This window comes from Streptomyces sp. CA-294286 (assembly GCF_050947155.1).
Classification (GTDB): domain Bacteria; phylum Actinomycetota; class Actinomycetes; order Streptomycetales; family Streptomycetaceae; genus Streptomyces.
In genome coordinates, this window is record NZ_CP192005.1 from 1597211 (window position 1) to 1620602 (window position 23392).

The following is a 23392-nucleotide window of genomic DNA, read 5'->3' on the forward strand; positions in this document are numbered from 1 at the left end:
GCCGCACGCGTCCCCGCACCACTCGTTGAACGCCACGTTCGGCGCTGAGAGGCACAACCTGTGACAGTCATGAACAAGAAGGGCCCCGAGGACGGCGAACCGTCGTCCCCGGAGAGCCCGTCCACCGCCCCCGCGCTGCTGAAGGCGATCCCGGTCCGGCACTACGGGCGGTACGTCTCCGCGGTCATCGCCATCGCGCTGCTGGCCGCGATCGTCTCGGCGTTCGCCCGCGGAAAGATCAACTGGAGTGCGATCCCGGACTTCTTCTTCGACGGCCGGATCCTGGACGGGGTGACGCAGACCCTGCTGCTCACCTTCCTGTCCATGGCGATCGGCATCGTCGGCGGCATCCTGCTGGCCGTGATGCGGCTGTCGAAGAACCCGGTGACCTCCTCCATCGCGTGGTTCTACATCTGGTTCTTCCGCGGCACCCCGGTCCTCGTACAGCTCATGGTCTGGTTCAACCTGGGCCTGGTCTTCGAGTACATCAACATGGGTCCGATCTACAAGGACTACTGGTCGGTCTTCATGACCCCGCTGCTCACCGCGCTCCTGGGCCTCGGCCTGAACGAGGCGGCGTACATGGCGGAGATCTGCCGGGCCGGACTCCTCTCGGTCGACGAAGGCCAGTCGGAGGCGTCGCACGCGCTGGGCATGACCCACGCGAAGACGCTGCGCCGGGTGGTCATCCCGCAGGCGATGCGGGTGATCGTGCCGCCGACCGGCAACGAGGTCATCAACATGCTGAAGACGACCTCGCTCGTCTCGGCGGTCCAGTTCGCCGAACTGCTGCGCCAGGCCCAGGACATCGGGCAGACCTCCGGCGCGGCCGTCGAGATGCTCTTCCTCGCGGCGACCTGGTACCTGATCCTGACCACGCTGTTCTCGATCGGTCAGTTCTACCTGGAGCGGTACTACGGGCGGGGCTCCAGCCGCGCCCTGCCGCTCACCCCGTTCCAGAAGGTCAAGGCGAACCTTGCCTCGCTGGGCAACCGCTCGGGAGCGCTGCGATGACGACGAATTCCGCCACCCCCATGGTGAAGGCCGAGGGCGTCCACAAGTCCTTCGGCGCCGCGCACATCCTCAAGGGCATCGATCTGGAGGTGGCGCCGCGCGAGGTGTTCTGCCTGATCGGTCCGTCCGGCTCCGGCAAGTCCACCTTCCTGCGGTGCATCAACCACCTGGAGAAGGTCAGCGCCGGCCGCCTCTCGGTCGACGGCGAACTCGTCGGCTACCGGCAGAAGGGCGACAAGCTGTACGAACTGAAGGACAGCGAAGTCGCCCGCAAGCGCCGCGACATCGGCATGGTCTTCCAGCGCTTCAACCTGTTCCCGCACATGACGGCCATCGAGAACGTCATGGAGGCCCCGATCCAGGTCAGGGGCGAGACGAAGGCCGTCGCACGGGCCCGCGCCGAGCGGCTGCTCGACCGGGTCGGCCTGTCGGACAAGGCGAAGAACTACCCCACGCAGCTCTCCGGCGGCCAGCAGCAGCGCGTCGCCATCGCCCGCGCGCTGGCGATGGAGCCCAAGCTGATGCTCTTCGACGAGCCGACCTCCGCACTCGACCCCGAGCTGGTCGGTGACGTCCTGGACGTCATGCGCGGGCTCGCCGAGGACGGCATGACGATGATCGTCGTCACGCACGAGATGGGCTTCGCCCGCGAGGTCGGCGACTCGCTGGTCTTCATGGACGAGGGCGTGGTCGTCGAATCCGGCCACCCGCGCGACGTCCTGACGAACCCTCAGCACGACCGGACGAAGTCGTTCCTGTCGAAGGTGCTGTAAGTCGTCCACGGGCGCACGGGCAAGGGGGCGGTACGGATGACCCGTACCGTCCCCTTGTGCCTTGGTGCGCCGAGGCCCCGGCGCTGGACGCCACTTGACGACGAGCACCATCGCGCGTTTCCTGCCACGCCAAGGCCCTGGTGTCGGCCGCTACTTGACGGCGAGCACCGTCGCGCGTGTCCTGGTGCGTTAAGGCCCCTGTACGAGCCGTTACTTGACGGCGAGCACCATGGCGTCCGAGGGCGAGGACCACACGGCCCGCGCCTCCGTGAATCCGGCGGCGCGCAGCGTCGACGCGTGCCACTCCAGGGACGGCGTCTCGCCGTCCGCGTGCTCACCGAAGAGTGCGAACCGTTCGGCGGTCGGTGCGGCCAACACCTCGTCGGCCGCGGCCACTTCCCACCACTGGGCCCAGTCGAGCACCCCGTCCTCGCTCCTGGCGCGTTCCATGCCCGCGTGCCGCAGGGCCCGCTCGGCCGCGTTGATACGAGGCGTGGTGGGGTCCTTCATCCGGTCGGCGTTCATGAACACGCCGCCCTCGCCCACGAGTTCGCCGACCTGGCCGTAGAGCGTGGCCAGCGGGCCGAGCCGCAGCCAGTGCAGGGCGGTCGCGGTCAGCACCGCGTCGAAGCTGTCGTACGGAAGCGCGGCGCGCCACTCGGGGTCGGTGAGGTCCGCGGTCACGAAGCGGGCGCGGGACTCCCCCTCGAAGTACCCCTGGGCGATCGTCAGCAGCGCGGGGTCGAGATCCACCCCCGTACTGGTCGCCTTCGGGAACCGCTTGAGCAGCCTGTCCGTGATACTTCCCGTACCGCACGCGAGGTCCAGCACCCGGGCCTCGGGCCCGACGACGGCTTCCACCATGTCGAGCATGACCCTGAACCGCTCCTCGCGATCGGGCATGTACCACTCCTGCTGGCGGTCCCAGCCGGCCTGCCACCCGCTCCAGTCCGCCCCGCCCGTCCCATCCGTACCGTCGGCCATGGAAACCACCCGCTCCCGTAATACCCTAGTCCCAGAAACGCCCATTACCCAGACGCCTCACATCGAGACTAGATCGCCCCGGTAAGGACTACAAGTGGAACTGGCCTATTACGCAGATTATGCCGTGCGCCTGGTGAACACCGAGGAACCGGTCCGCAACAAGGACTCACTCACCTCGGTCGAGGCGGTCCGTGACCTCTTCGGTCACAGCCAGCAGGCGGCCCGCCGGGCGACCGACGCGGACGTGACCCGTTTCCGTTCCGTACGGACGCGGCTGCGCGCGATCTTCGAGGCGGCCGACTCCGGCGACGAGACCCTGGCCGTGGACCTGCTCAACTCCCTGCTCCTCGAATTCCCCGTGAGCCCGCAGATCTCCGGCCACGAGGCCCGCAAGGACGACGGCAGACCGGACTGGCACATGCACCTCGCCGAGCACCCGTCGAACGTGACCGCCGGATACGCCGCCACCGCCTCCATGGGCCTCGCCTACCACCTCACCGAACACGGCGCCGACCGCCTGGGCCTGTGCCAGGCGCCCCCCTGCCGCAACGCCTACCTCGACACCTCCACCAACCGCTCCCGCCGCTACTGCTCCGACCGCTGCGCCACCCGCGCCAACGTCGCCGCCTACCGCGCCCGCAAACGCCTGGAGACCGAACGGTCCGCCGGCACCGGCCGCACCGCCGAGAACGCCCAGGACACCACCGCCCCCACCGACCGCTGACGCCCCGCCTGCAAGGGCCGGTAGCGCGCCCGCACCCGCCCCAGGACCAGCGGGGGCGGCACGGGCCCGAACGACCGCGAGTCGACGACCTCGGCGTCCGGGTTGTCGCCGAGCACCCACCAGCCCCCCTCCCGCATCTCGACCACCCGTTTGATGATGAGCAGGTCCTGTTGCAGCGGGTGGCGCATCACCACCACGTCCCCCGGCCGGACCGCCGCCGCGTACTGCACGAGCACCTGGTCCCGGTGCAGCAGGGTCGGCACCATGGACAGCCCCGACACCTCGGCGAGCCCGAGCGGAGCCTGCACCTCCGGCCCACGCTCCCGCAGTTCCCGCTCCCCTTGCGGGTCGCGCTCTCTCTCCCGCTCCCTGCGCGTGGGCCCCTCGGGCCCGCTCCGCGCCCGCCCGTCGTCCCGCATTCCGACACCTCCCGGTTCCGCACCGCACCAGCCCCCGGGTCCCAGTCTCACCCCGGACTTTTGACGTAAGCCCCTGGGGGCACTCGCGAAAAGGCCTTCCTCAGGGAGTAATCTCGCCCTTGAGAAGACGATCACGAGGAAGGATGCGATTCCATGCTCTCCCGCCTGTTCGCCCCCAAGGTCAAGGTCAGCGCCCACTGCGACCTGCCCTGCGGCGTGTACGACCCCGCCCAGGCCCGTATCGAGGCCGAGTCGGTCAAGGCCGTCCAGGAAAAGATGCAGGCCAACGACGACGCGCACTTCCAGGCGCGCGCCGTGGTCATCAAGGAGCAGCGCGCGGAGCTCGCCAAGCACCACGTCTCGGTGCTGTGGAGCGACTACTTCAAGCCCCCGCACTTCGAGAAGTACCCGCAGCTGCACCAGCTCGTCAACGACGCCCTCAAGGCCCTCTCGGCCGCCAAGGGCTCGACGGACCCGAAGACCGGCGAGAAGGCCCTTGAGCTGATCGCCGAGATCGACCGGATCTTCTGGGAGACGAAGAAGGCCTGACGCCTTCGCCGTTCCACCCACGCGTGGGGGAGGCGTTTTCGCCGCCGGTACGCGTGCGGGAAGGGGCTCGGCCGGTTCGCCGGTCGGGTCCCTTTGGTGTTGTTCCCGAGTTGTTGCCGACCGATGCGGGGCTCCCGTCCACGGGCCTGAGTCGTGGTCCCGCGTCCGCCCGACCCGACGCGGCGGGGCCGGGACGGGGCCCGGACTTGGACCGTTGCGGCATGCCCCATAGGTTTGCCGACGACAGGAGCCCGGGACCCCGACAGCAGCCCGGCCGCACACAGCCGGATGCGCAGGTGGAGACCATGATGGAGTCAGTGGTACGGAACGCGGGTCACCGTACCGAGCGAATACCCTCGCCCCGCGGTCCGGAGAAGCCCGGTGCCCGCCTGCGTACCGTGCTGCGGGAGCGGCTTCCCGGGCCGCGCGTCCTGGCCTGGTCGCTGACCGCGCTCTTCTTCGGGCTCTATTCCACGGTGGCGATCCTGCGCAACGGGCGCATGCTCAACGCGGGATTCGATCTGGGGATATTCGAGCAGGCCATCGCCGCTTACGCGCGGGGGCAGGCGCCGATCGTCGAGCTGAAGGGGCCCGGGTTCAATCTCCTCGGGGACCACTTCCATCCGATTCTCGTGCTGGTCGCCCCCTTCTACCGTCTCTTTCCGAGCGGCGTCACTCTTCTCGTGGTGCAGTCCGCTCTGCTGGCGCTGGCGTGCTGGCCGGTGACCCGGTGGGCGCACCGTGCGGTCGGGCCGGTTGCCGCGCTGGTGGTGGGGTGCGGGGTCGGGGCGTCGTGGGGAATCGTCTCGGCGGCGGCCAAGGACTTCCACGAAATAGCCTTCGCCGTACCGCTGCTGGCTTTCAGCGCGGTGGCGCTGGGACAGCGGCGATGGTGGGCGGGGGCGCTGTGGGCGGCTCCGTTGCTGCTGGTGAAGGAGGACCTGGGGCTGACGCTGGCCGCCGTCGGGGCGTACATCGCCTGGCAGGGGTGGCGGGAGCGGCGGGCGGGCGGGGACGGTGCGGATCCGGGGCTGACATCGCGTCTGCGGCTCGGAGTTTCCGTCGTTCTGCTCGGTGTCGTGGGCACGGCGGTGGAGATCCTCGTCCTGCTTCCCGCGATGAATCCCGACGGCGGCTTCGCCTATTGGGGACAGATACCGGGCGATGAGGCTTCGCCGTCCGGGAATGTGCTCGGCCTCGCGCTCGGGATTTTCTGGCCGCCGATGAAATGGCTGCTGCTGTTGATGCTGGCCGCTCCGGTCGCGTTCGTGGGCGTTCGGTCTCTGCTGCTGCTGCTCTGTCTGCCGACGCTGGGGTGGCGTTTCGTCGCCGGGAACGAGCATTACTGGACGCCGGGCTTCCACTACAGCGCGATCCTGATGCCGGTGCTGTTCGCGGGCTTCGTGGACGTGCTGAGCCGCCGGAAGGACCTGCTGCCGGGAGTGCGTCGGCGGCGCGCGCTCGGTTTCTCCGCGGCCTTCACGGCGGTCACCGCGGCGGTGTACCCGCTGCACGACCTGGTACTGCCGTCGGCCTGGCGCACTCCCGAGCGGGTCGTGATCGCGCGGGAGATCCTCGACCGGATACCGGACGGCGACACCGTCGCGTCCTCCAACCGCCTCGCGCCCATGCTCACTTCCCGTACGACCGTGAGCCTGGTCTGCTACGGCACCGGGCCCGACCCCGCGGCCCCCACCGGCCTGCCGGCGGACCCGCCGCGCTGGGTGGTCTCGGACAGCGCCGACCCGACCGTCAAGGTTCCCTGCCCCAGGGAACGGACGGAGCACATGCTCCGGCTCTACCGCGAGCACGGCTACGTGCAGGTGACGGAACGGGACGGGATCACGCTGCTGCGCAGGCCGTGAGGGGCGGCGGGGCGTACGCAGCCGGGTGACGGGCCGTGCGGTACGCGACGCGAGTGGCGGCACGCGACGGTACGCGGCGCAGGTGGGCGGCGCGCAGCGGTCGGACGTACGGCGGCCTCCGTGTACGGCGGCGGCGTGGGTACGGATCCCGCGGCGCGCCCCCCTCGCTAGGACTCGTTCCGCCCGGCTATCCGCGCCGCCGTCAGCCCCACCAACGCGCACGACACGGCGACCGTGAAGGCGTCCTGCCAGGTCATGCCCATCGCCTGGTGCTGGAACAGCGCCATCAGCTGCACGAGCACCGCCAGCACCATCAACAACCTCAAACCGTTCGCGCTCATACGACGCGGGTACCCGTGCGTCCGGAAGATCAACGAGTGGAGATTCTCCGCCCCGTGCGCATGACCCGCGCCCCTCCGGGCACTCGACCGTGCGAGGGCCTCGCCACGTTCCCCCGTCGTGGCGGGGCCCCCTTTGCGTGCGCCACCGCGAGCTGGGACGGGTCAGGCGTCCGGGCGGATCGGGCATCCGGGCGGAAGCAATGTCCGGGCGGATCGGGCATTCGGGCGGATCCGACGTCCGGCCGGATCGGGCGCCGGGCGGGCCGGCCGTCGGGGCGGGGCCGTACGTCGGGACAAGTCGGACGTCGGGACGGGGCCGGGCGTCGAGGAGAGTCGGGGCGTCGAGGAGAGTCGTACGTCGGGGCGGGTCAGGCATTCACCAGCGGGCTCCCCGTCCGGGTCAGCCATTCCCGGTAGCCCGCGGAGCGCAGTGCCGCGTCCCGGTACGCGGCCTCCAGGTCGGCGTACAGGAACGGGAGTTCGGCCAGGCCGGGGCGGGCGGCGAGCAGCAGGCGGACGCCCAGGGGGTCGCCGCGCAGCGGGCGGATGGCCATGTCGTCGCGGGGGCCCGAGGTGGGCTGGCAGGGGGCCACGGCTTCGCCGATGACGATGAGCGAGGACGCGGTGAGGTAGTCCCCGTACAGGAGCGGCGGGTTGAGGCCCGCGGCCGCCAGTACCCGTCTCAGGCCGTCGCGTTCGCCGTCGACGCTGGGGTCGACCATCCAGCGGTCGGCGGCCAGGTCGGCGAGGTCGACGACGGGGTCGGAGGCCGCCGGATGGTCCACGGCCAGGGACACGAACTGGGGCTCGCGGTCGAGGAGTACGCGGACTTCGAGACCGGGCGGCACACGCAGCGGGAAGCCTTCCACCTCGTGCACGAACGCGACGTCCAGGGTGCCCGAGGCCACCCGCCGCAGCAGGGCGTGGGCGGAGACGTCGACGTGGAGTGTGGTCTGCGCGTCCGGGCTGCGGAGCCGGAGCCTGCGCAGCCAGCCCGCGACGACCCGGCTCGCGGTGGCACCGATGTGCAGGGCGGGACCGCTGGAGGCGGCCAGGACCGCTTCGGCACGGGTCTCGCTGATGAGGGTGCTCATGCCGTCCACCAGCGGCCGGGCCCGAGCCAGGAGGGACTGGCCGAGCGGGGTGGGTCGGCAGCCGGTGCGGCGCCGGGAGAAGAGCTCGGCGCCGAGCGAGTTCTCGATGCGGCGCAGTTGCGTGGTGAGGGAGGGCTGACTCATCCCCAGGGTGCGGGCGGCCTTGTGCAGGCTGCCCGCGTCCGCGATCGCGCACAGTGCACGAAGGTGTCTCACTTCGAGCTCCATGGGGGTGAGGGTAGGGCGGGGCCCGGGGGCGCACCAGATGCGCCAAGTGGTTGCGGAGGCAAGTGGCTGGAAAGCGGCGGCGGCAGGGACCTGGTCCGGGCGATGTCATGGCGTTATCACCGGATGACATCATCCGCAGCCCGCCTCCGCTCCCCCACACTCTCCCCAGTCCCACTCACACTGTTCCATCCCCCGCCCGGCCACCCACCGGGTACACGGACCAGCAGGGAGACCCCCCACCATGCGCTTTTCCCGTATCCCTCGCGCACTTCTCGCCACCGCTCTCGGGCTCGGCGTCGCCACCGTCGGCGCCGTTCCCGTGGCGAACGCCTCGGCGGCCAACACTGTTTCCGCCCCGGTGAGTTCGTACGTCGCGTACGACCAGTCGAAGGAGAACGCCGCCGCCACGAAGGCCTTCCAGCAGGCCGTCTGGAAGGAGGTCGCCAAGCAGCGGGCCGCCAACCCGGGCATTCAGGTCGTCACCGTGCGCTACAACGCGTCCAGTGCGCCGAGCTTCCGCACCCAGATAGCCCGCTCCACGCAGATCTGGAACAGCTCGGTCAGCAACGTGAGGCTCCAGGAGAGCACGTCGGGTGCCAGCTTCAGCTACCGCGAGGGCAACGACTCGCGCGGCTCGTACGCCAGCACGGACGGCCACGGGCGCGGATTCATCTTCCTCGACTACCGGCAGAACCAGATCTACAACTCCACCCGCGTCACCTCGCACGAGACCGGCCACGTCCTCGGCCTTCCGGACCGCTACTCCGGCCCGTGCAGCGAGCTGATGTCGGGCGGCGGGCCCGGCCCGTCCTGCACGAACGCCGTCCCGGACGCCCGGGAGCGCGCCCGCGTCAACCAGCTGTGGGCGAACGGCTTCAACGCGGCGGTGGCGGCCACCCGCTGACCGCCCTCCCCGTCCGTCTTCCGGCCCTCCGTCGCGCTCCGTGCGACGGAGGGCCGTGGCGGTGACGTCCGGCGGGGGCGGTGCACGGCGTCCGGGCGGCATGATTCAGGCCGTGGACGCCGGTGCCTGAGGTGGCTTGAAATCGCCCTGCACGTGAATGAGTTCGGCCCGTGGCGGCGGGAACGCGCCCCGGTGGCCGAGCCCTGCGGCAGGGCGCAGCTCGAAGTCCGGGCAGCGGTGCGTCTCCTGTACCGGGCCCGAGTTGAGGTCCCACACGCCGTGCACGTCCTCCCCGGCCGTGCGGTACGGCTCCTTGGCCTCGCGGAAACAGGTCAGCGAGCCGAAGAAGCCGACCGCCGACGTCGGGGCGTAGTCGGAGAAGGCGCACGAGAGGCAGGACTTGAGGTAGGAGCCGGGCGGGAGTTGCCGCTGGATCTCGGCGAGGGCGCCCGCGAAGTCGTTCTCCGCGTGCCCGGACGCGTACAGCGCCCCGTCGAAGTGCAGGGCGAGCCCGAGGTGGAGGCGGTCCAGGCCCCGGCTCCCGGAGTCGGACACGGGGAGCGGCCGGCCCAGGGTGAGCAGGCAGCGCAGGACCGCTCGGTGCACGACTCCCGCGTCGTACACCGGCATCGGTATGTCCCACTCCAGTACGCAGCCGCACAGCGCCCCCTGCGGGGAGAGCGTGAACGCGAGGCCGTCCGACGGCACTTCGGGGTCCGGACACAGCCCGGTGAAGTCCTCGCCGGAGAAGTCGCAACCTCTGATGCGGGCGTGCAGCCGCTGCCCGTCCGTGCTGATGGTGAGGGCTTCGGTGCCCGCGCGATCGCGGTACCAGCCGACCCATGACTCTGCTGTCATGGGCGGGACTTTAATGCGTCCGGGGCGTCCGTCGATCATCGAGCGGGGACGGCCGCCGGACACGCCCGGCGGCCGTCCGGGAGCGGGTCACCGGACCTTGCGGTACATCGTGACCACGGCACCGTTGTCGAAACTCCGACAGGAGGCCAACTCGTAGCCGCGGAGGGCGAATCCGGCGGACGCCATGGGCAGCCCGGAGCCGAGCAGCACGGGGTACGTCTTGATGACCAGTTCGTCGATCTCGTCGATGAGCTGTCCGGCGACCTCGCTGCCGCCGCACAGGTAGATGTCGAGCGGGCCGTCCTCCGCCTTCAGCTTCCGGACCTGCCCGACGACGTCGTCGCCGATCAGCTCGACCGCGGGGTCGGGGTACGCGGTCAGGCTGCGGGAGACGACGTACTGCCGCAGGTGGGCATAGGGGCTGGTGATGCCCATGTCGTACGCCACCTGATTGCTCCTGCGGCCCTGGACGACGGTGTCGAAGCGGGTCAGCGGCGCGTCCGCCAGTCCGAGGGCCTCGCGGCCCGCGGTCGGCAGGGCGTCGGGGAACTCGTCGAGCATGAAGCTCTGGAACTCCCCGAAGGACATCGGTACGAAGAACGCGCCGTCCCCGGTGTCCGGGTGGCCGATGAAGCCGTCGATGGAGGTGGCGATGTAGTAGATCAGCTTGCGCAAGCGGGTCAGCCCTTCGGACGGGAGTAGGTGAGCACGACGGTGCCGTTGGTGAAGGTGCGGGTGGCGTCGAGCGCGAAGGAGTGCACGCCGAACTCCGCGGTGAAGACGGGGATGCCGTCGCCGAGGACGACCGGGTAGACCTTCAGGACGAGTTCGTCGATCTCGTCGAGGAGCTGCCCGGCGAGCTTGCCGCCGCCGGCGAGGTAGATGCCGAGTCCGCCCTCCTCCGCCTTGAGTTCCCGTACCTTCGAGACCACGTCGCCGCAGACCAGCTCGACGTCGGGGGACGGCGCGGGGCCGGCCTCGGCGAGGGAACGGGAGACCACGTACTGGCGCAGGTGCGCGTACGGGCTGGTGATGCCGATGTCGAGGGCGGGCTGGTAGGTGGTGCGGCCCTGGAGCATCGTGTCGAAGCGCGTGTTCGGCGCGTCGTCGACGCCGAAGTGGCGCCTGAGGTGGGTCGGTACGCAGTCCGCGTAGTCGGCGAGCAGGAAGTCCTTCAGGAACTCCTCGCTGACCGGGTAGTGATCGACCGAATGATCCGGGGCGGCGATGAAGCCGTCGAGGGACATTCCGACGTAGTACGTGAGCTTGCGCAAGCGCGGTCCTCTTCCCTGGGGTGCGTGGCAGGCCCTGGCAACCCAACCACGACGGCTATAGTGCTTCAGGTGTAGTGGTTGCGCAACCCCGTGCCGGAAGAAAACTTGCGGAAGAAAGTGCGAGAGAGAAGACATCCCCATGGCCAGGAACCCCGAACGCCGTACCGCCCTGCTCGACGCCGCCATCGAGGTCCTCGCCGCCGAAGGGGCCCGCGGGCTCACCTTCCGGGCCGTCGACGCGCGCGCGGGCGTGCCCACCGGCACCGCCTCCAACTACTTCGCCGACCGGGACGCCCTGCTCGCCCAGACGGCGGTCCGCGTCCACGCGCGCATGACACCGGACATCACGGCGATCACCGGCCTGCTGACCCAGGAGCCGTCCCGGGCCGTGGTCACGGGCCTGATGCACGATCTCGTACGCCGCATGATCGCCGAGCGCTCCGGCTACCTGGCGATGCTGGAACTCAAGCTCGAAGCGACCCGGCGGCCGGCCCTGCGCGAGTCGCTGAGCCGGACCGTACGGGACGACCTCGACGCGAACGTCCGCTTCCACCTGGCGACCGGGCTGCCGGGCGACGAGGACACCGTGCGCGTCCTTTACCTGGGCCTGACCGGGCTGCTCATCGAGCACTTCACGCTGCCCGACGTGCTGACCGGAACACCCGGGGCGCTGGACGCACTCGTGGACACGGTGGTGGAGCGCGCCCTGCCGCCCGGCTGAGCCCCCGACTCACCGGGGCCGGGGGTGCCGCGTCTCAGCCCTGCGGCTCGCGCCACATCGGGTACATGGCGGGCCCGCCGTACGGGAGGTGCAGCGGCTCCCCGTGGTCGGCGAAGCCGAGCCGCCGGTACAGCTCGCGACTGCGCGCGCTGCTCGCCTCCAGGTACGCGGGCGTCCCCTCCCGGTCGCAGCGCTCCAGGACCGGCGCCATCAGGGCGCTGCCCAGGCCCTCGCCCTGCCGCTGCGGGTCCACCGCGATCATCCAGAGGTAGAGGTGCGCGGCGTGGTGCGGGTGGTGCGCGGCGGTCAGGGCGCCGATCAGCTCCACCCGCTCGTTGTCGGGGTCCACGGCCTCCCGCAGCCGCGCGGGCCCGTCGTCCGGCTCGGGCTTCCCGGCCGGGGTCGGCAGCCACAGGGCGACGGCCGTGCCGTCCTCCGCCAGGTCCACCCAGCCGTGCTCGCGCACGAGATCGACGAAGGTCGCCATCAGCACCGGGTGCAGGCGTCGGCGGTGCTCCTCCCCCGGGAGGATCCAGCGGCTCACCGGATCGTCGTGGAACGCCGCGTCGAGCAGCCTCACCACCCGGTCCCGGTCGTCCCCGGCCGCCCGTCGCACCCCTGCACCCATGTCCGTCTCCGTATCGCCGCGGTACCGCACAACTGTCCCGCGTGATCATAGAGTTGACGGTGCGGAGACGGCGGTACGGGGGCGGGGGCCGGCGGGTTCGCCGGCCCCCGCCCTCCGCGGTCAGCGCGTGCGCCGCGTGACGAACTCCGCGAGCGCCAGCAGTTCGTCCGCCGCGCCCAGGTCGGGCACCGCCCGCGACAGGTGGCCCACGGCTCGGGCCATCCGGTCGGCGGCCTGGCTCTGGGCCCAGTCCCGGCCGCCCGCCCGCTCCACGGCGTCGGCGGCCCGCCGTACCGCCGAGGCGTCCATGGCGGGCGCCCGGTACAGCTCGGCCAGCTCCTCGGCCGCCGGGGACCCGGAGGCCATCGCCGCCACCACCGGCAGCGACTTCTTGTGCGCCACCAGGTCGGCGCCCACCGGCTTGCCCGTCCGCGCGGGATCACCCCAGATGCCGATCAGATCGTCGATCAGCTGGAAGGCGAGGCCCGCCTCCCGGCCGAACGCGTCCATCGCCTCGACCTCCTCGTCCCCGGCCCCCGCGTACAGCGCGCCCAGCGCGCACGCGCACCCCAGCAGCGCCCCCGTCTTGGCCTCGGCCATGGTGAGGCACTCCTCGATGGTGACGTCCTGCGGCGCCCGGTTCTCGAACGCGCAGTCGGCCTGCTGGCCCGCGCACAGCTCGATCACACAGGCGGCGAGCCGGGCGGCGGCCTTCACCGAGGCCGGGTGCGGGTCCTCGGCGAGCACCCCCAGCGCGAGTGCGCACATCGCGTCGCCGGTGATGATCGCGCTGGGGACGCCGAACACCGTCCAGGCCGTGGGCCGGTTCCGGCGGGTCGGGTCCTCGTCGATCACGTCGTCGTGCAGCAGTGTGAAGTTGTGCGCCAACTCGACCGCCGCGGCAGCCCGTTCGGCCTGCCGCGGATCGCCGCCCAGGGCCTGGGTCGCGGCGAGGACGAGCGCGGGTCGGATCGCCTTGCCCGCGTTGCCCTCGGCGGGCGTGCCGTCCGCCTGCTCCCAGCCGAAGTGGTACCGGGCGATCCTGCGGACCTGCCCCGGCAACGACTCGACCGTCGTCCGGAGCCTGGGGTCCACGGCGATCCTGGTGCGTGCGAGGAGCCTCGCGGCGCCCTCCGTGCCGTCGCCCTTCGGGTTGCCCGTCGTGTGGGTCGTGGTCATGGTCAATGCCAACTCCCTCCGTACCGGGAGGTGGCGGACAGGTGATGCAGTACGCCGCCCACCACCCCCTCTCCCCCTACCCCCTCGGGCCGTCCCCTCCCGTCACCCCGCCCCGGTCCCGCGGTGGCCCCCGGCTAGCTCCACCGCCCGATCTCGACGTTCTCCAGCACGCCGAGGGCGTCCGGCACCAGGACCGCTGCCGAGTAGTACGCCGTCACCAGGTAGGAGATGAGGGCCTGTTCGTCGATGCCCATGAAGCGGACCGACAGGCTGGGCTCGATCTCGTCCGGCAGTCCGGTCTGGTGCAGCCCGATGACGCCCTGTTCGGCCTCGCCGGTACGCATGCAGATGATCGACGTCGTCCGGGCGTCGCTGATCGGGATCTTGTTGCACGGGAAGATCGGCACGCCGCGCCAGGCCGGGATCTTGTTGCCGGCGATGTCGACGCTGTCGGGGACGAGCCCCCGCTTGTTGAACTCGCGGCCGATCGCGGAGATGGCGCGCGGGTGGGCGAGGAAGAACTTGTTCCCGCGCCGCCGCGAGAGCAGTTCGTCCAGGTCGTCGGGGCTGGGCACACCGTCGTGCGGCTGCAGGCGCTGCCCGTAGTCGCAGTTGGCGAGCAGCCCGAACTCCCTGTTGTTGACCAGCTCGTCCTCCTGGCGCTCGCGCAGCGCCTCGACGGTCAGCCTCAGCTGCTGCTCGGTCTGGTTCATCGGCTTGTTGTAGAGGTCGGCGACCCGGGTGTGGACCTTCAGCACCGTCTGCGCGACGGACAGTTCGTACTCCCGCGGCGCGGCTTCGTAGTCCACGAAGGTGTGCGGTACGAGGGCTTCGCCGACGTGACCGGCGGAGAGGTCGATGGGTGCCTCGCCGTACCTGTTGGTGCGCTGGCGCGGCAGCTCGGCGGCCTGCCGGAGGTGGTCGCGCAGCGAGTCCGACCGGTCGGCGAACGTGAGCACGTCGTTCCTGGCCAGGGTCAGCACGGTGCACGCGGTCGCTGCCTTCGCCGTGTAGCCCCAGCTGGCGTCTTCCTCGACGAGCGCCTGGTCGCCGAAGTACGAGCCGTCCGCGAGCGTGCCGAGGACCTGCTCCTCGCCGTACGGTCCTGCGCTGAGCTTCTCGACCCGGCCGTGCGCCAGCAGGTGGACGGTGTCCGCGCTGTCGCCCTGGCTGACGATGACGTCCCCGGCGGCGAACTCGCGCTGCTGGCAGCGCTGCGCCAGTTCCCGGAGGGCCTCGTCGTCCTCGTACGTCCGCAGCGCGGGCAGTTCGCGCAGCTCGTTGGGGATGACGGCCACCTGGCCGCCCGTCTGCACGAAGGTGACGCGGCCGTCGCCGACGGAGTAGCTGAGCCTCCGGTTGACCCGGTACGCGCCGCCCTGGACCTGCACCCAGGGGAGCATGCGCAGCAGCCACCGGGAGGTGATCTCCTGCATCTGCGGGGCGGACTTGGTGGTGGTCGCCAGGTTTCGCGCGGCGGCCGTACCGAGACTCTGCTGCGGCGGCGCCTGCTGTTCGCGGACCTCGGGACCTGCCTCGACCGACATCTGTCTCCCTCTTCGGTTCTTTGCCTGAATCGCGCTCGTGGAGCACTCATTCACGCTGTGCCTGACCTGCAGAGGAAGCCTTTCAGCACTGGGAGTCGCCGCGCCATTACACAAAAGAGTGTGACTAGATCACCGCGGAGGCGGGAATCCCGCGCGACGGCATTGAGTAGGCCGTGGAAGTGCTGCTCGCCGCGCGTGGTCCGCGGCATGGCCGACCGTCTCGCAAGGGCTGTTTCCGGTCACATGCGCCACCGGCCCGGACGCTCCGAGCCACCCGTCGCACGCCTCGACGTACGCCCTCCCTCGCGCCGATCCCTCGCCGGTCGGCCGGGCGGCCCGACGCTTTCGCCGTGACGCTCGGCACCCTCGCCACGCTGCTCGCCGCACTGCTGGCGGACGCCGCGCCGCACGTCCTCCCCGCGCGGCCCGAGCCGGAGCATCCGGTCGGCGGGCCTGCGTGACGAGGCGAGCGGCCCGGACCTGCGACCGGCCACCGCCCGAGGGCGACGGCGACTGTCCGGATCGGCTCGCACGGCGTACGAGAGAGGTATCGGCGGAAGTCCTGGTTCCGGTACAAGCGGTACACGCAGTTCCGGATGAGGAGGCAGCAGCCATGGCCAATCCGCTCTCCGCCGACACCTTCCTGAGAGCCCTCCGCAACGAAGGGGTGTCCGTCGTGGAAGTGGGCAACTGGCGCACCCACAACCGCCACGGTCATGGGCCCTGGGGTCCCGTGCACGGCGTGATGATCCATCACACGGTCACCAAGGGCACCAGCGCCACCGTCCGCCTTTGCCGCGACGGCCACTCCACCCTCCCCGGACCCCTCTGCCACGGCGTCGTCGCCAAGGACGGCAAGGTTCACCTCGTCGGCTACGGGCGGGCCAACCACGCCGGTCTCGGCGACGACGACGTCCTGCGCGCCGTCATCGCCGAGAAGCGCCTGCCGCCCGACAACGAGGCCAACACGGACGGCAACCGGCACTTCTACGGCTTCGAGTGCGAGAACCTCGGCGACGGCCGCGACCCCTGGCCGAACGTCCAGCTCGCCGCCATCGAGCGCGTCTCCGCCGCCCTCTGCCGCGCCCACTCCTGGACCGAGCGCTCCGTCATCGGCCACCTCGAATGGCAGCCGGGCAAGGTGGACCCGCGCGGCTTCACGATGGATTGGATGCGGGGCAGGGTGCGCGACAGGCTGAAGTGAAGTAGGGACGGAACGGGCCGGTGGCCCACGACGCGCCCCGGCGCGACGTCAGCCGGGGGACGCCAGGGTCCACGCCGTGCCATCGGCGCGACGCCAAGCACCGGACACCAGAGGCATACGCCGTGCCCCCCGCGCAACCCCGGCCACCAGGACGCCAGGCACACAGGACGGCCGGGACCAGGACCCCGGCACCAGGACGGCCGGGACCAGGACACCCGCCGGATCGGAACGCCAGGGGCTCGGCACCAGGAGTCCGCGACGCGCCGCCGGGCGCGACAATTGCCGGATGCCCCCCGCGTCCCACGACCCGCGCGACCCCCACGACCCGCACGACGTCCGCGACCCCCACGACCCCCACGACCCCCACGACCCGCACGAAGTGCGCGACGTCCGCGACCCGCACGACCTGCGCCCGCAGCTGCCGTCCCCCCTGGTCCCCGTACGGGACGACCGCTTCGAGCGGCACGGGGTGCGGCTCCTCCTCAAGCGGGACGACCTGATCCATCCCGACCTTCCCGGCAACAAGTGGCGCAAGCTCGCGCCCAACCTGCGCGCCGCCGCCGGCCGCCCAATGCTCACCTTCGGCGGCGCCTACTCCAACCACCTGCGCGCCACCGCCGCCGCGGGCCGCCTGCTGGGCTTCCCGACCGTCGGCGTCGTCCGCGGCGAGGAACTGGCCGACCGCCCGCTGAACCCCTCCCTCGCCCAGTGCGCGGCCGACGGCATGCACCTGCACTTCGTGTCCCGCACGGACTACCGCCGCCGCGCCGACCCCGACCACCTCGCCGCGCTCCTCCCCACCACCCCCTTCCCCGACGCGTACGTCGTGCCCGAGGGCGGCAGCAACGAGCTCGCGGCCCAGGGCTGCGCGGAACTCGGGGAAGAACTGCGGGGCGCCGCGGATGTGGTGGGCGTGGCCTGCGGCACCGGCGGCACGCTCGCCGGACTGGCGGCGGGCCTGGGCCCCGGACAGCGCGCGCTCGGCGTGCCGGTGCTGAAGGGCGGCTTCCTGGAGGCGGAGGTCCGCGCCCTCCAGACGTCCGCCTTCGGCGCCCCGACCGCCTCCTGGGCCCTCGCGGACGGCTTCCACTTCGGGGGTTACGCCCGTACCCCGCCCGAACTCCACGCCTTCGCCGAGGACTTCGAGGAGCGGCACGGGATGGAGGTGGAGCGGCTGTACGTGGCGAAGCTGCTGTACGGGCTGCTGACGCTGACGCGTCGGGGAGAGTTCGCACCGGGGACGCGGATGGCGGCGGTGGTCACGGGACGCCCCTGGGAGGCAGCGCGGTCATAGCGGGGAGCCGGTGGCCGCAGTGACCGAACGGCGGCGCGGCGACGGCACGGCTCGGCAGCACGGCGCCGCCCACCGCGTACCCGCCGCCCCGGGCGGCGCGGCGCCGGCTACTCCGCCTCCCGCCACCCCGCCGCCTCCTCCAGGTCCAGGCGTCGCAGGAGCACCCGCATCAGTTCGTCGTCGATGCGGCGCGCGTCGCGCAGTTCCACGAAGACCGCGCGTTCCACGTCGATCACCTCGCGCGCCATCCGCCGGTACGTCGCGTCCGCCGACTCCCCGGTGGCTTCGTTGACCGTTCCCAGCCGTTCCCACACCGCGTTCCGCCGCCGTTCCAGTACGGCGCGCAGCCGGTCGGCCAGGGGGCCGGGCAGGGCGTTGCGTTCGTCCGCCAGCAGCTCCGCCAGCCGTGCCTCCGCCGCCGTCGACGCCTCGCTCTGGGCCTGCGCCTCCTGGAGCGTCGCCCGGTGCGCGTCCCGCTTCGGCAGTTTGAGCGCGCGGATCAGCGGGGCCAGCGTCACGCCCTGGACGCCGAGGGTCCCGATCACGGTCGTGAAGGTGAGGAAGAGGATCAGGTCGCGTCCCGGGAACGGCTTCCCGTCCGCCACCACCGGAATCGAGAAGGCGATGGCGAGCGAGACGACGCCGCGCATCCCGGCCCACCCGACGATCACCGGGCCCTTCCAGTCGACGTCCGGCTCCCGGGCCCTGATCCGCCGCGAGAGCCGGCGCGGGACACTCGTCGCCGGGAACACCCACACGAACCGCACCGCGACCACCAGCACGAACACCACGACCGCGTACCGGAGAAGTTCGCCGCCGCCGTACTGCCCCAGCCCGCGCAGCACCACCGGAAGCTGCAAGCCGATCAGCGTGAAGACGACCGACTCCAGCACGAAGGAGACCATCTTCCAGACGGCTTCCTCCTGGAGCCGCGTCGCGAAGTCCACCTTCCACGACCGGTGCCCGAGGAAGAGCGCCACGACGACCACGGCCAGCACTCCGGACGCGTGGACGTGCTCGGCCGTCGCATACGCGACAAACGGGATGAGCAGCGAGAGGGTGTTCTGCAGGATCGGCTCCCGCAGCCGCGTGCGCAGCCAGTGCAGCGGCAACGTCAGCAGCAGCCCGACGCCCACCCCGCCCACCGCCGCGACCAGGAACTCCCGTACCCCCGTGCCCCAGCTCGCGCCGACCCCGACGGCCGCGCCGAGGGCCACCTTGTACGCGGTGATCGCCGTGGCGTCGTTGACCAGCGACTCCCCCTGGAGGATCGCGGTGATACGGGGCGGCAGCCCGAGCTTCCGGGCGATGGCGGTCGCCGCCACCGCGTCCGGCGGCGCGATCACCGCGCCGAGCACCAGGGCCGAGGCCAGCGGCAGAGCCGGCACCAGCAGGCTCACCAGCCAGCCGACCGTCACGGTCGCGAACAGCACGTAGCCCACGGAGAGGAGGGCCACCGGCCGCAGGTTGGCTCTCAGGTCCAGGTACGAGCTCTCCAGCGCGGCGGTGTGCAGCAGGGGCGGCAGCAGCAGCGGCAGCACGATGTGCGGGTCGAGCGTGAAGTCCGGCATCCCGGGCACGAACGACGCCGCGATGCCCACCGCGACGAGCAGCAGCGGCGCAGGCACCGGGGTCCGCCGGGCCAGGCCGGCCACCGCGGCGCTCACGGCGACCAGTGCCAGCAGGGGTGTCGCGTCCATCGGTTCTCGTCCCGTCCCGGTCGGCGGCCACGCACGCGGGCCACGTCCGCGCGTACGCTGGCAATCATGAAGGACTGCCCGCACGTCGAAGAGCTGCCGCACCCGCAGCCCGACCCGCTGAGCGACACCTGCCTCGAATGCCTGGCCGCCGGCACCCATCCGGTCCAGCTGCGGATCTGTCTCGGCTGCGGGCACGTCGGCTGCTGCGACTCCTCACCCGGACGGCACGCCACCCGGCACTTCGGCGACACCGGGCACCCCGTGATGCGCAGCTTCGAGCCGGGCGAGAGCTGGCGCTGGTGCTTCGTCGACGGCGCGATCGTCTGAGGGGGCGAAAACGGGCGGGAGCCGGTTGCGACACCGTGACGAAGCGGTTCGGAGGGGCGGCCCCGGGGTACGTCAACCCCTCACCGGTACCGCCCAATTGGGCTCCGCACACCCCTAGCCACTTTCCGTGCCCGCATGCCTACCATGAGTGACGGTTCGCCGGGCGGGGGGCCTGGCGACACGGAACGGCGGATCACGATAGCGTCACCGGCGAGAGACGTATCAGACGTACCGCTTGTGCCACCTTGGAGGTGAGGGTGTCCCCTATCGCAGGCGAGCCCGGGAACCAGGACTTCGTGGAGGTCCGGCTGCCCGCTGCGGGTGCCTACCTGTCGGTGCTGCGTACGGCCACGGCCGGCCTCGCAGCGCGTTTGGACTTCACCCTCGACGAGATCGAGGACTTGCGCATCGCAGTGGACGAAGCCTGCGCGATCCTGCTCCAGCAGGCCGTGCCCGGCTCCGTCCTCAGCTGTGTGTTCCGGCTCGTGGACGACTCACTGGAAGTGACCGTCACGGCCCCCACCACGGACGGCCGCGCCCCCGAGCGCGACACGTTCGCGTGGACGGTGCTCTCCGCACTCGCCGGCAAGGTCGACGCGACCGTGGCCGACGACCGTACGGTCAGCATCAGCCTCTACAAACAGCGCGGCGCAGGACCCGGTCCGGCGTGAGCGGGGACGGGCCGGTGCGGGACGACGAGCGCAGTTCACGGGCGCTGGACGGGATTCCTGAGCAGCAGGCCCGCCCGCACCCGGTGGACGGGCGTGCCGTGGCGTACGAGGCTGCGCAGAGGACCGGGGCGGCCGCGGCCGTCCCGGTGAAAGCCGCGGCGGGCGCGGCGGGCAGGGCTCAGGTGCAGCAGGCAGCGGAGCGGGCGGCGGACCAGATGAGCGACGAGAAGGATGTGCGCCCCGAGGCGCACGAGGTGCAGGGGGCGCTTGAGACGCCCGAGGCGCACAAGAAGCACGAGGTGTCCCGGACGCCGGAAGCACCCGAGGTGCACAAGGAGCGCGAGGAACAGGAGCTCCCGCCCAACCCGCGGGACCGCAGCGGTGCGCGGGCACTGTTCATCCAGCTCCGCGAGCTGCCCGACGGCTCGACCGAGAAGGCCGAGCTGCGCAACCGGCTGGTGCGGATGCACCTCCCGCTGGTCGAGCACCTCGCACGGCGCTTCCGCAACCGCGGGGAGCCGCTGGACGATCTGACCCAGGTCGCCACGATCGGCCTGATCAAGTCGGTGGACCGGTTCGACCCCGAGCGCGGCGTCGAGTTCTCCACGTACGCGACCCCCACCGTCGTGGGCGAGATCAAACGCCACTTCCGCGACAAGGGATGGGCGGTACGGGTACCGCGCCGCCTCCAGGAGCTGCGGCTCTCCCTCACCTCGGCGACCGCCGAGCTCTCCCAGCAGCACGGCCGGTCGCCGACCGTGCACGAGCTGGCGGAGCGGCTGGCGATCTCGGAGGAGGAGGTGCTGGAGGGTCTGGAGTCCGCCAACGCGTACTCCACGCTCTCCCTGGACGTCCCCGACACGGACGACGAGTCCCCGGCGGTCGCGGACACCCTGGGCTCGGAGGACGTGGCGCTGGAGGGCGTCGAGTACCGCGAGTCCCTCAAACCGCTGCTGGAGGACCTTCCGCCGCGCGAGAAGCGGATCCTGCTCCTGCGCTTCTTCGGGAACATGACGCAGTCGCAGATCGCGCAGGAGGTCGGCATCTCGCAGATGCACGTGTCCCGCCTGCTGGCCCGCACCCTGGCCCAGCTCCGGGAGAAACTGCTGGTGGAGGAGTAGCGCGTACCGGCAGCGGCCCGTACGGGAGGGGCTCGTGTCCGGCGCTCAGGCGCCGCGCGGGCCCCTCTTGATGCCCAGCGCGTCCACCACGGCCGGGTTCAGCAGCAGCACCATCGAGACGACGGCCACGACGGCGAGCGCGATCCCGCCGGGGATAGAGAAGCCGCCTTCGGTCGTCAGCAGGGTGTACGCCACGGGCAGCGCCATCAGCTGCGTGATCACCGCGGGCCCCCGGCTCCAGCTCCGCCGCAGCCGCAGCCCGTTCGCCGCCACCAGCGGCAGCACGCCCAGTGCGATCAGTGTGATTCCGCCCATCTCCGCCTGCTCCGGCCGGTCGGGGCTGCCCAGCAAGCCCATCACCAGCAGGTACAGCCCCAGCGCGACGAGTGCCGCGCCCTCGGCCGCCACCAGGGCGGCGGCGACTCCCAGCCGTGCGGGCCGCGGCTTCGGGGGATGCGGTACCGCCGGCACCTCGTCCAACGGATCAGGCTTGGATTCCGGCTTCCGACCACGCTTCTCACTCACCCCCGCACCCTAACGTCCCATCCCGCCCGAGCCCCCTCGGGAGCACCCCACGCGATTGCCCCCCTCAAGGTCCGGCCACCACCCGCCCCGCCTCTTCCCTCCCCTCCCCTCGCCGCGGAGGGACCCGACCTGCCCCCGTCCACGAACCCCCACCCAGGTAACCTTCCCCGCATGCGCGCACTCCTCGTGGTCAATCCAGCTGCCACCACCACCAGTGCCCGCACCAGGGACGTCCTCCTGCACGCCCTCGCCAGCGAGATGAAGCTGGAGACGGTCACCACCGAGTACCGCGGCCACGCCCGCGACGTCGGCCGGCGCGCCGCGGACAACTCCGACACCCTCGACCTGGTCGTCGCCCTGGGCGGCGACGGCACCGTCAACGAGGTCGTGAACGGTCTCCTCCACGACGGTCCCGATCTCGACCGCCTCCCGCGCCTCGCCGTCGTCCCCGGCGGCTCCACCAACGTCTTCGCCCGCGCCCTCGGTCTGCCCAACGACGCCGTCGAAGCGACCGGCGCCCTTCTGGACGCCCTGCGTACCGGAAGCGAACGCACAGTGAGCCTCGGCCGCACGAAGGGCGTACCCGGCACGGAGGACGAAGCCGTTCCGGAGCGCTGGTTCACCTTCTGCGCCGGCCTCGGATTCGACGCGGGCGTCATCGGCCGGGTCGAACAGCAGCGGGAGCGCGGAAAGCGGTCGACGCACGCCCTGTATCTGCGCCAGGTGGTACGCCAGTTCCTGGACGAGCCGCACCGCAGACACGGTGTGATCACCCTGAAGCGCGCCGGCGAGGACCCGGTGACCGACCTCGTCCTGTCGATAGTCTGCAACACCTCCCCGTGGACCTACCTGGGCAATCGCCCCCTGTACGCGTCCCCCGAGGCGTCCTTCGACACCGCCCTGGACGTGCTCGGCTTGAGCCGGCTCTCCACCCCCGCGGTGACCCGCTACGCCACCCAGCTCCTCACCTCGTCGCCGGAGCGCGGCCCTCACGGCAAGCACGCAGTCACCCTGCATGACCTCACGGACTTCACCTTGCATTCCAAGGTTCCACTGCCCCTTCAAATGGACGGCGACCACCTGGGGCTGCGTACCAGCGTGGCGTTCACAGGCGTTCGCCGTGCACTGCGTGTGATTGTGTGAGTGGAAGGGCCCAAAGTCCTTTATCTCGAACGTACGGACTGGACTCCACCCCTTAGAAGTACGGCTGTGAGCTAGCCGACACCGAGGAATCAAAAAAAACTTCTCGGAAGGGGTTGTATCCGTCGTCGAGGTTTGCGAGTCTCTTCATGGCGATCGGGACGGCCCGCAACACCGGCCTCCCTGAAAACCGGAATCCCTCCTCACACACAGGACCACAACCAGTCTCGACTGGAAGTCGGCCCTTCCCTCGTGAGGGGATTCGTGAAAGCGTTCACATTCACAAGCAATGTGTCTGACATACAAGA

The 23392-nt window shown here is 71.1% G+C and carries 25 protein-coding genes; 13 read left to right on the plus strand and 12 right to left on the minus strand.

Features of this window, described 5'->3' with window-relative positions; genetic code table 11:
- Positions 1–69 precede the first annotated feature (69 nt).
- Together ACQPZG_RS11615 and ACQPZG_RS11620 are read left to right on the plus strand one after the other, a co-directional pair.
- Positions 70–1014: an amino acid ABC transporter permease gene (locus ACQPZG_RS11615; RefSeq protein ID WP_433545729.1), complete on the plus strand. Its 945-nt coding sequence runs from the start codon at positions 70–72 to the stop codon at positions 1012–1014.
- A complete protein-coding gene (locus ACQPZG_RS11620) occupies positions 1011–1787 on the plus strand; it encodes an amino acid ABC transporter ATP-binding protein (protein WP_433545730.1) in 777 nt (258 codons plus the stop codon). The genes ACQPZG_RS11615 and ACQPZG_RS11620 overlap by 4 nt, the downstream gene beginning before the upstream one ends.
- Before the next feature lie 210 nt (positions 1788–1997).
- On the opposite strand, the gene ACQPZG_RS11625 is transcribed toward ACQPZG_RS11620, so the two are convergent.
- A complete protein-coding gene (locus ACQPZG_RS11625; RefSeq protein WP_433545731.1) occupies positions 1998–2771 on the minus strand; it encodes a class I SAM-dependent methyltransferase in 774 nt (257 codons plus the stop codon).
- Between the two features lie 94 nt (positions 2772–2865).
- Here ACQPZG_RS11625 and ACQPZG_RS11630 point away from each other — a divergent pair, with 94 nt between their 5' ends.
- Positions 2866–3495 carry a CGNR zinc finger domain-containing protein gene (locus ACQPZG_RS11630; RefSeq protein ID WP_433545732.1) on the plus strand — a complete coding sequence of 210 codons (630 nt, stop codon included), beginning with the start codon at positions 2866–2868 and terminating at the stop codon, positions 3493–3495.
- Here the strand turns inward: ACQPZG_RS11630 and sodX are convergent.
- Complete coding sequence (gene sodX / locus ACQPZG_RS11635; protein ID WP_433545733.1) at positions 3399–3914, minus strand: nickel-type superoxide dismutase maturation protease; 516 nt, start codon at positions 3912–3914, stop codon at positions 3399–3401. The two genes, ACQPZG_RS11630 and sodX, sit on opposite strands and share 97 nt — an antisense overlap.
- Positions 3915–4067: 153 nt before the next feature.
- Here sodX and sodN point away from each other — a divergent pair, with 153 nt between their 5' ends.
- Both sodN and ACQPZG_RS11645 read left to right on the plus strand, forming a co-directional pair.
- Complete coding sequence (sodN, locus tag ACQPZG_RS11640; protein ID WP_433545734.1) at positions 4068–4463, plus strand: superoxide dismutase, Ni; 396 nt, start codon at positions 4068–4070, stop codon at positions 4461–4463.
- A gap of 305 nt (positions 4464–4768) precedes the next feature.
- Positions 4769–6328, plus strand: coding sequence for a DUF2079 domain-containing protein (locus tag ACQPZG_RS11645; protein WP_433545735.1), 1560 nt, complete (start codon positions 4769–4771; stop codon positions 6326–6328).
- A 167-nt stretch (positions 6329–6495) separates the two neighbouring features.
- On the opposite strand, the gene ACQPZG_RS11650 is transcribed toward ACQPZG_RS11645, so the two are convergent.
- Positions 6496–6669, minus strand: coding sequence for a hypothetical protein (locus ACQPZG_RS11650; protein WP_433545736.1), 174 nt, complete (start codon positions 6667–6669; stop codon positions 6496–6498).
- 368 nt (positions 6670–7037) lie between these two features.
- The gene (locus ACQPZG_RS11655; RefSeq protein WP_433545737.1) at positions 7038–7991 is read right to left on the minus strand and encodes a LysR family transcriptional regulator; all 954 of its coding nucleotides are present in this window, start codon (positions 7989–7991) and stop codon (positions 7038–7040) included.
- 241 nt (positions 7992–8232) lie between these two features.
- Here ACQPZG_RS11655 and snpA point away from each other — a divergent pair, with 241 nt between their 5' ends.
- On the plus strand, positions 8233–8895 hold the full coding sequence (gene snpA, locus ACQPZG_RS11660) for a snapalysin (RefSeq protein ID WP_433545738.1): 663 nt from the start codon (positions 8233–8235) through the stop codon (positions 8893–8895).
- 105 nt (positions 8896–9000) lie between these two features.
- Here the strand turns inward: snpA and ACQPZG_RS11665 are convergent, their stop codons facing one another.
- The 3 genes from ACQPZG_RS11665 to ACQPZG_RS11675 form a co-directional block, all read right to left on the minus strand.
- Positions 9001–9753: a DUF6304 family protein gene (locus tag ACQPZG_RS11665; protein ID WP_433545739.1), complete on the minus strand. Its 753-nt coding sequence runs from the start codon at positions 9751–9753 to the stop codon at positions 9001–9003.
- Positions 9754–9840: 87 nt separating this feature from the next.
- On the minus strand, positions 9841–10428 hold the full coding sequence (locus tag ACQPZG_RS11670) for a dihydrofolate reductase family protein (RefSeq protein ID WP_433545740.1): 588 nt from the start codon (positions 10426–10428) through the stop codon (positions 9841–9843).
- Between the two features lie 5 nt (positions 10429–10433).
- The gene (locus tag ACQPZG_RS11675) at positions 10434–11027 is read right to left on the minus strand and encodes a dihydrofolate reductase family protein (RefSeq protein ID WP_433545741.1); all 594 of its coding nucleotides are present in this window, start codon (positions 11025–11027) and stop codon (positions 10434–10436) included.
- A gap of 139 nt (positions 11028–11166) precedes the next feature.
- Between ACQPZG_RS11675 and ACQPZG_RS11680 the strand changes: the two genes are divergently transcribed.
- Entirely contained in the window at positions 11167–11748 is a 582-nt protein-coding gene (locus ACQPZG_RS11680; RefSeq protein WP_433545742.1) for a TetR/AcrR family transcriptional regulator, read from the plus strand.
- 34 nt (positions 11749–11782) lie between these two features.
- Here ACQPZG_RS11680 and ACQPZG_RS11685 read toward each other — a convergent pair whose 3' ends face one another.
- The 3 genes from ACQPZG_RS11685 to ACQPZG_RS11695 all read right to left on the minus strand — a co-directional run bounded on the left by ACQPZG_RS11685 (position 11783) and on the right by ACQPZG_RS11695 (position 15102).
- On the minus strand, positions 11783–12376 hold the full coding sequence (locus tag ACQPZG_RS11685) for a GNAT family N-acetyltransferase (protein WP_433545743.1): 594 nt from the start codon (positions 12374–12376) through the stop codon (positions 11783–11785).
- 120 nt (positions 12377–12496) lie between these two features.
- Positions 12497–13555, minus strand: a complete 1059-nt coding sequence (locus ACQPZG_RS11690; protein ID WP_433545744.1) for a family 2 encapsulin nanocompartment cargo protein polyprenyl transferase — start codon at positions 13553–13555, stop codon at positions 12497–12499.
- A 134-nt stretch (positions 13556–13689) separates the two neighbouring features.
- The gene (locus ACQPZG_RS11695; RefSeq protein WP_433545745.1) at positions 13690–15102 is read right to left on the minus strand and encodes a family 2B encapsulin nanocompartment shell protein; all 1413 of its coding nucleotides are present in this window, start codon (positions 15100–15102) and stop codon (positions 13690–13692) included.
- Between the two features lie 613 nt (positions 15103–15715).
- On the opposite strand from ACQPZG_RS11695, the gene ACQPZG_RS11700 reads away from it, so the two are divergent.
- Both ACQPZG_RS11700 and ACQPZG_RS11705 read left to right on the plus strand, forming a co-directional pair.
- A complete protein-coding gene (locus ACQPZG_RS11700) occupies positions 15716–16306 on the plus strand; it encodes an N-acetylmuramoyl-L-alanine amidase (protein ID WP_433545746.1) in 591 nt (196 codons plus the stop codon).
- Positions 16307–16592: 286 nt separating this feature from the next.
- Entirely contained in the window at positions 16593–17600 is a 1008-nt protein-coding gene (locus tag ACQPZG_RS11705) for a 1-aminocyclopropane-1-carboxylate deaminase/D-cysteine desulfhydrase (RefSeq protein WP_433545747.1), read from the plus strand.
- 107 nt (positions 17601–17707) lie between these two features.
- Here the strand turns inward: ACQPZG_RS11705 and ACQPZG_RS11710 are convergent, their stop codons facing one another.
- Positions 17708–19300 carry a Na+/H+ antiporter gene (locus ACQPZG_RS11710; RefSeq protein ID WP_433545748.1) on the minus strand — a complete coding sequence of 531 codons (1593 nt, stop codon included), beginning with the start codon at positions 19298–19300 and terminating at the stop codon, positions 17708–17710.
- A 66-nt stretch (positions 19301–19366) separates the two neighbouring features.
- Between ACQPZG_RS11710 and ACQPZG_RS11715 the strand changes: the two genes are divergently transcribed.
- The 3 genes from ACQPZG_RS11715 (at position 19367) to ACQPZG_RS11725 (ending at position 21419) form a co-directional block, all read left to right on the plus strand.
- Entirely contained in the window at positions 19367–19627 is a 261-nt protein-coding gene (locus ACQPZG_RS11715) for a UBP-type zinc finger domain-containing protein (protein WP_433545749.1), read from the plus strand.
- Between the two features lie 257 nt (positions 19628–19884).
- Positions 19885–20298 carry an anti-sigma regulatory factor gene (locus tag ACQPZG_RS11720; RefSeq protein ID WP_185032869.1) on the plus strand — a complete coding sequence of 138 codons (414 nt, stop codon included), beginning with the start codon at positions 19885–19887 and terminating at the stop codon, positions 20296–20298.
- The gene (locus ACQPZG_RS11725) at positions 20295–21419 is read left to right on the plus strand and encodes an RNA polymerase sigma factor SigF (protein ID WP_433545750.1); all 1125 of its coding nucleotides are present in this window, start codon (positions 20295–20297) and stop codon (positions 21417–21419) included. The genes ACQPZG_RS11720 and ACQPZG_RS11725 overlap by 4 nt, the downstream gene beginning before the upstream one ends.
- Positions 21420–21464: 45 nt before the next feature.
- On the opposite strand, the gene ACQPZG_RS11730 is transcribed toward ACQPZG_RS11725, so the two are convergent.
- Positions 21465–21944, minus strand: a complete 480-nt coding sequence (locus tag ACQPZG_RS11730) for a hypothetical protein (RefSeq protein WP_433545751.1) — start codon at positions 21942–21944, stop codon at positions 21465–21467.
- Positions 21945–22115: 171 nt separating this feature from the next.
- Between ACQPZG_RS11730 and ACQPZG_RS11735 the strand changes: the two genes are divergently transcribed.
- Complete coding sequence (locus ACQPZG_RS11735; RefSeq protein WP_433545752.1) at positions 22116–23087, plus strand: diacylglycerol/lipid kinase family protein; 972 nt, start codon at positions 22116–22118, stop codon at positions 23085–23087.
- The last annotated feature ends 305 nt before the right edge of the window (positions 23088–23392 follow it).

Bases quoted from the DNA above. Each gene is read 5' to 3' on its own strand.
- ACQPZG_RS11615 (WP_433545729.1), top strand. From the start codon at position 70: ATGAACAAGAAGGGCCCCGAGGACGGCGAACCGTCGTCCCCGGAGAGC.
- ACQPZG_RS11620 (WP_433545730.1), top strand. From the start codon at position 1,011: ATGACGACGAATTCCGCCACCCCCATGGTGAAGGCCGAGGGCGTCCAC.
- ACQPZG_RS11625 (WP_433545731.1), bottom strand. From the start codon at position 2,771: ATGGCCGACGGTACGGATGGGACGGGCGGGGCGGACTGGAGCGGGTGG.
- sodX (WP_433545733.1), bottom strand. From the start codon at position 3,914: ATGCGGGACGACGGGCGGGCGCGGAGCGGGCCCGAGGGGCCCACGCGC.
- sodN (WP_433545734.1), top strand. From the start codon at position 4,068: ATGCTCTCCCGCCTGTTCGCCCCCAAGGTCAAGGTCAGCGCCCACTGC.
- ACQPZG_RS11645 (WP_433545735.1), top strand. From the start codon at position 4,769: ATGATGGAGTCAGTGGTACGGAACGCGGGTCACCGTACCGAGCGAATA.
- ACQPZG_RS11650 (WP_433545736.1), bottom strand. From the start codon at position 6,669: ATGAGCGCGAACGGTTTGAGGTTGTTGATGGTGCTGGCGGTGCTCGTG.
- ACQPZG_RS11655 (WP_433545737.1), bottom strand. From the start codon at position 7,991: ATGGAGCTCGAAGTGAGACACCTTCGTGCACTGTGCGCGATCGCGGAC.
- snpA (WP_433545738.1), top strand. From the start codon at position 8,233: ATGCGCTTTTCCCGTATCCCTCGCGCACTTCTCGCCACCGCTCTCGGG.
- ACQPZG_RS11665 (WP_433545739.1), bottom strand. From the start codon at position 9,753: ATGACAGCAGAGTCATGGGTCGGCTGGTACCGCGATCGCGCGGGCACC.
- ACQPZG_RS11680 (WP_433545742.1), top strand. From the start codon at position 11,167: ATGGCCAGGAACCCCGAACGCCGTACCGCCCTGCTCGACGCCGCCATC.
- ACQPZG_RS11685 (WP_433545743.1), bottom strand. From the start codon at position 12,376: ATGGGTGCAGGGGTGCGACGGGCGGCCGGGGACGACCGGGACCGGGTG.
- ACQPZG_RS11690 (WP_433545744.1), bottom strand. From the start codon at position 13,555: ATGACCACGACCCACACGACGGGCAACCCGAAGGGCGACGGCACGGAG.
- ACQPZG_RS11695 (WP_433545745.1), bottom strand. From the start codon at position 15,102: ATGTCGGTCGAGGCAGGTCCCGAGGTCCGCGAACAGCAGGCGCCGCCG.
- ACQPZG_RS11700 (WP_433545746.1), top strand. From the start codon at position 15,716: ATGGCCAATCCGCTCTCCGCCGACACCTTCCTGAGAGCCCTCCGCAAC.
- ACQPZG_RS11705 (WP_433545747.1), top strand. From the start codon at position 16,593: ATGCCCCCCGCGTCCCACGACCCGCGCGACCCCCACGACCCGCACGAC.
- ACQPZG_RS11710 (WP_433545748.1), bottom strand. From the start codon at position 19,300: ATGGACGCGACACCCCTGCTGGCACTGGTCGCCGTGAGCGCCGCGGTG.
- ACQPZG_RS11715 (WP_433545749.1), top strand. From the start codon at position 19,367: ATGAAGGACTGCCCGCACGTCGAAGAGCTGCCGCACCCGCAGCCCGAC.
- ACQPZG_RS11735 (WP_433545752.1), top strand. From the start codon at position 22,116: ATGCGCGCACTCCTCGTGGTCAATCCAGCTGCCACCACCACCAGTGCC.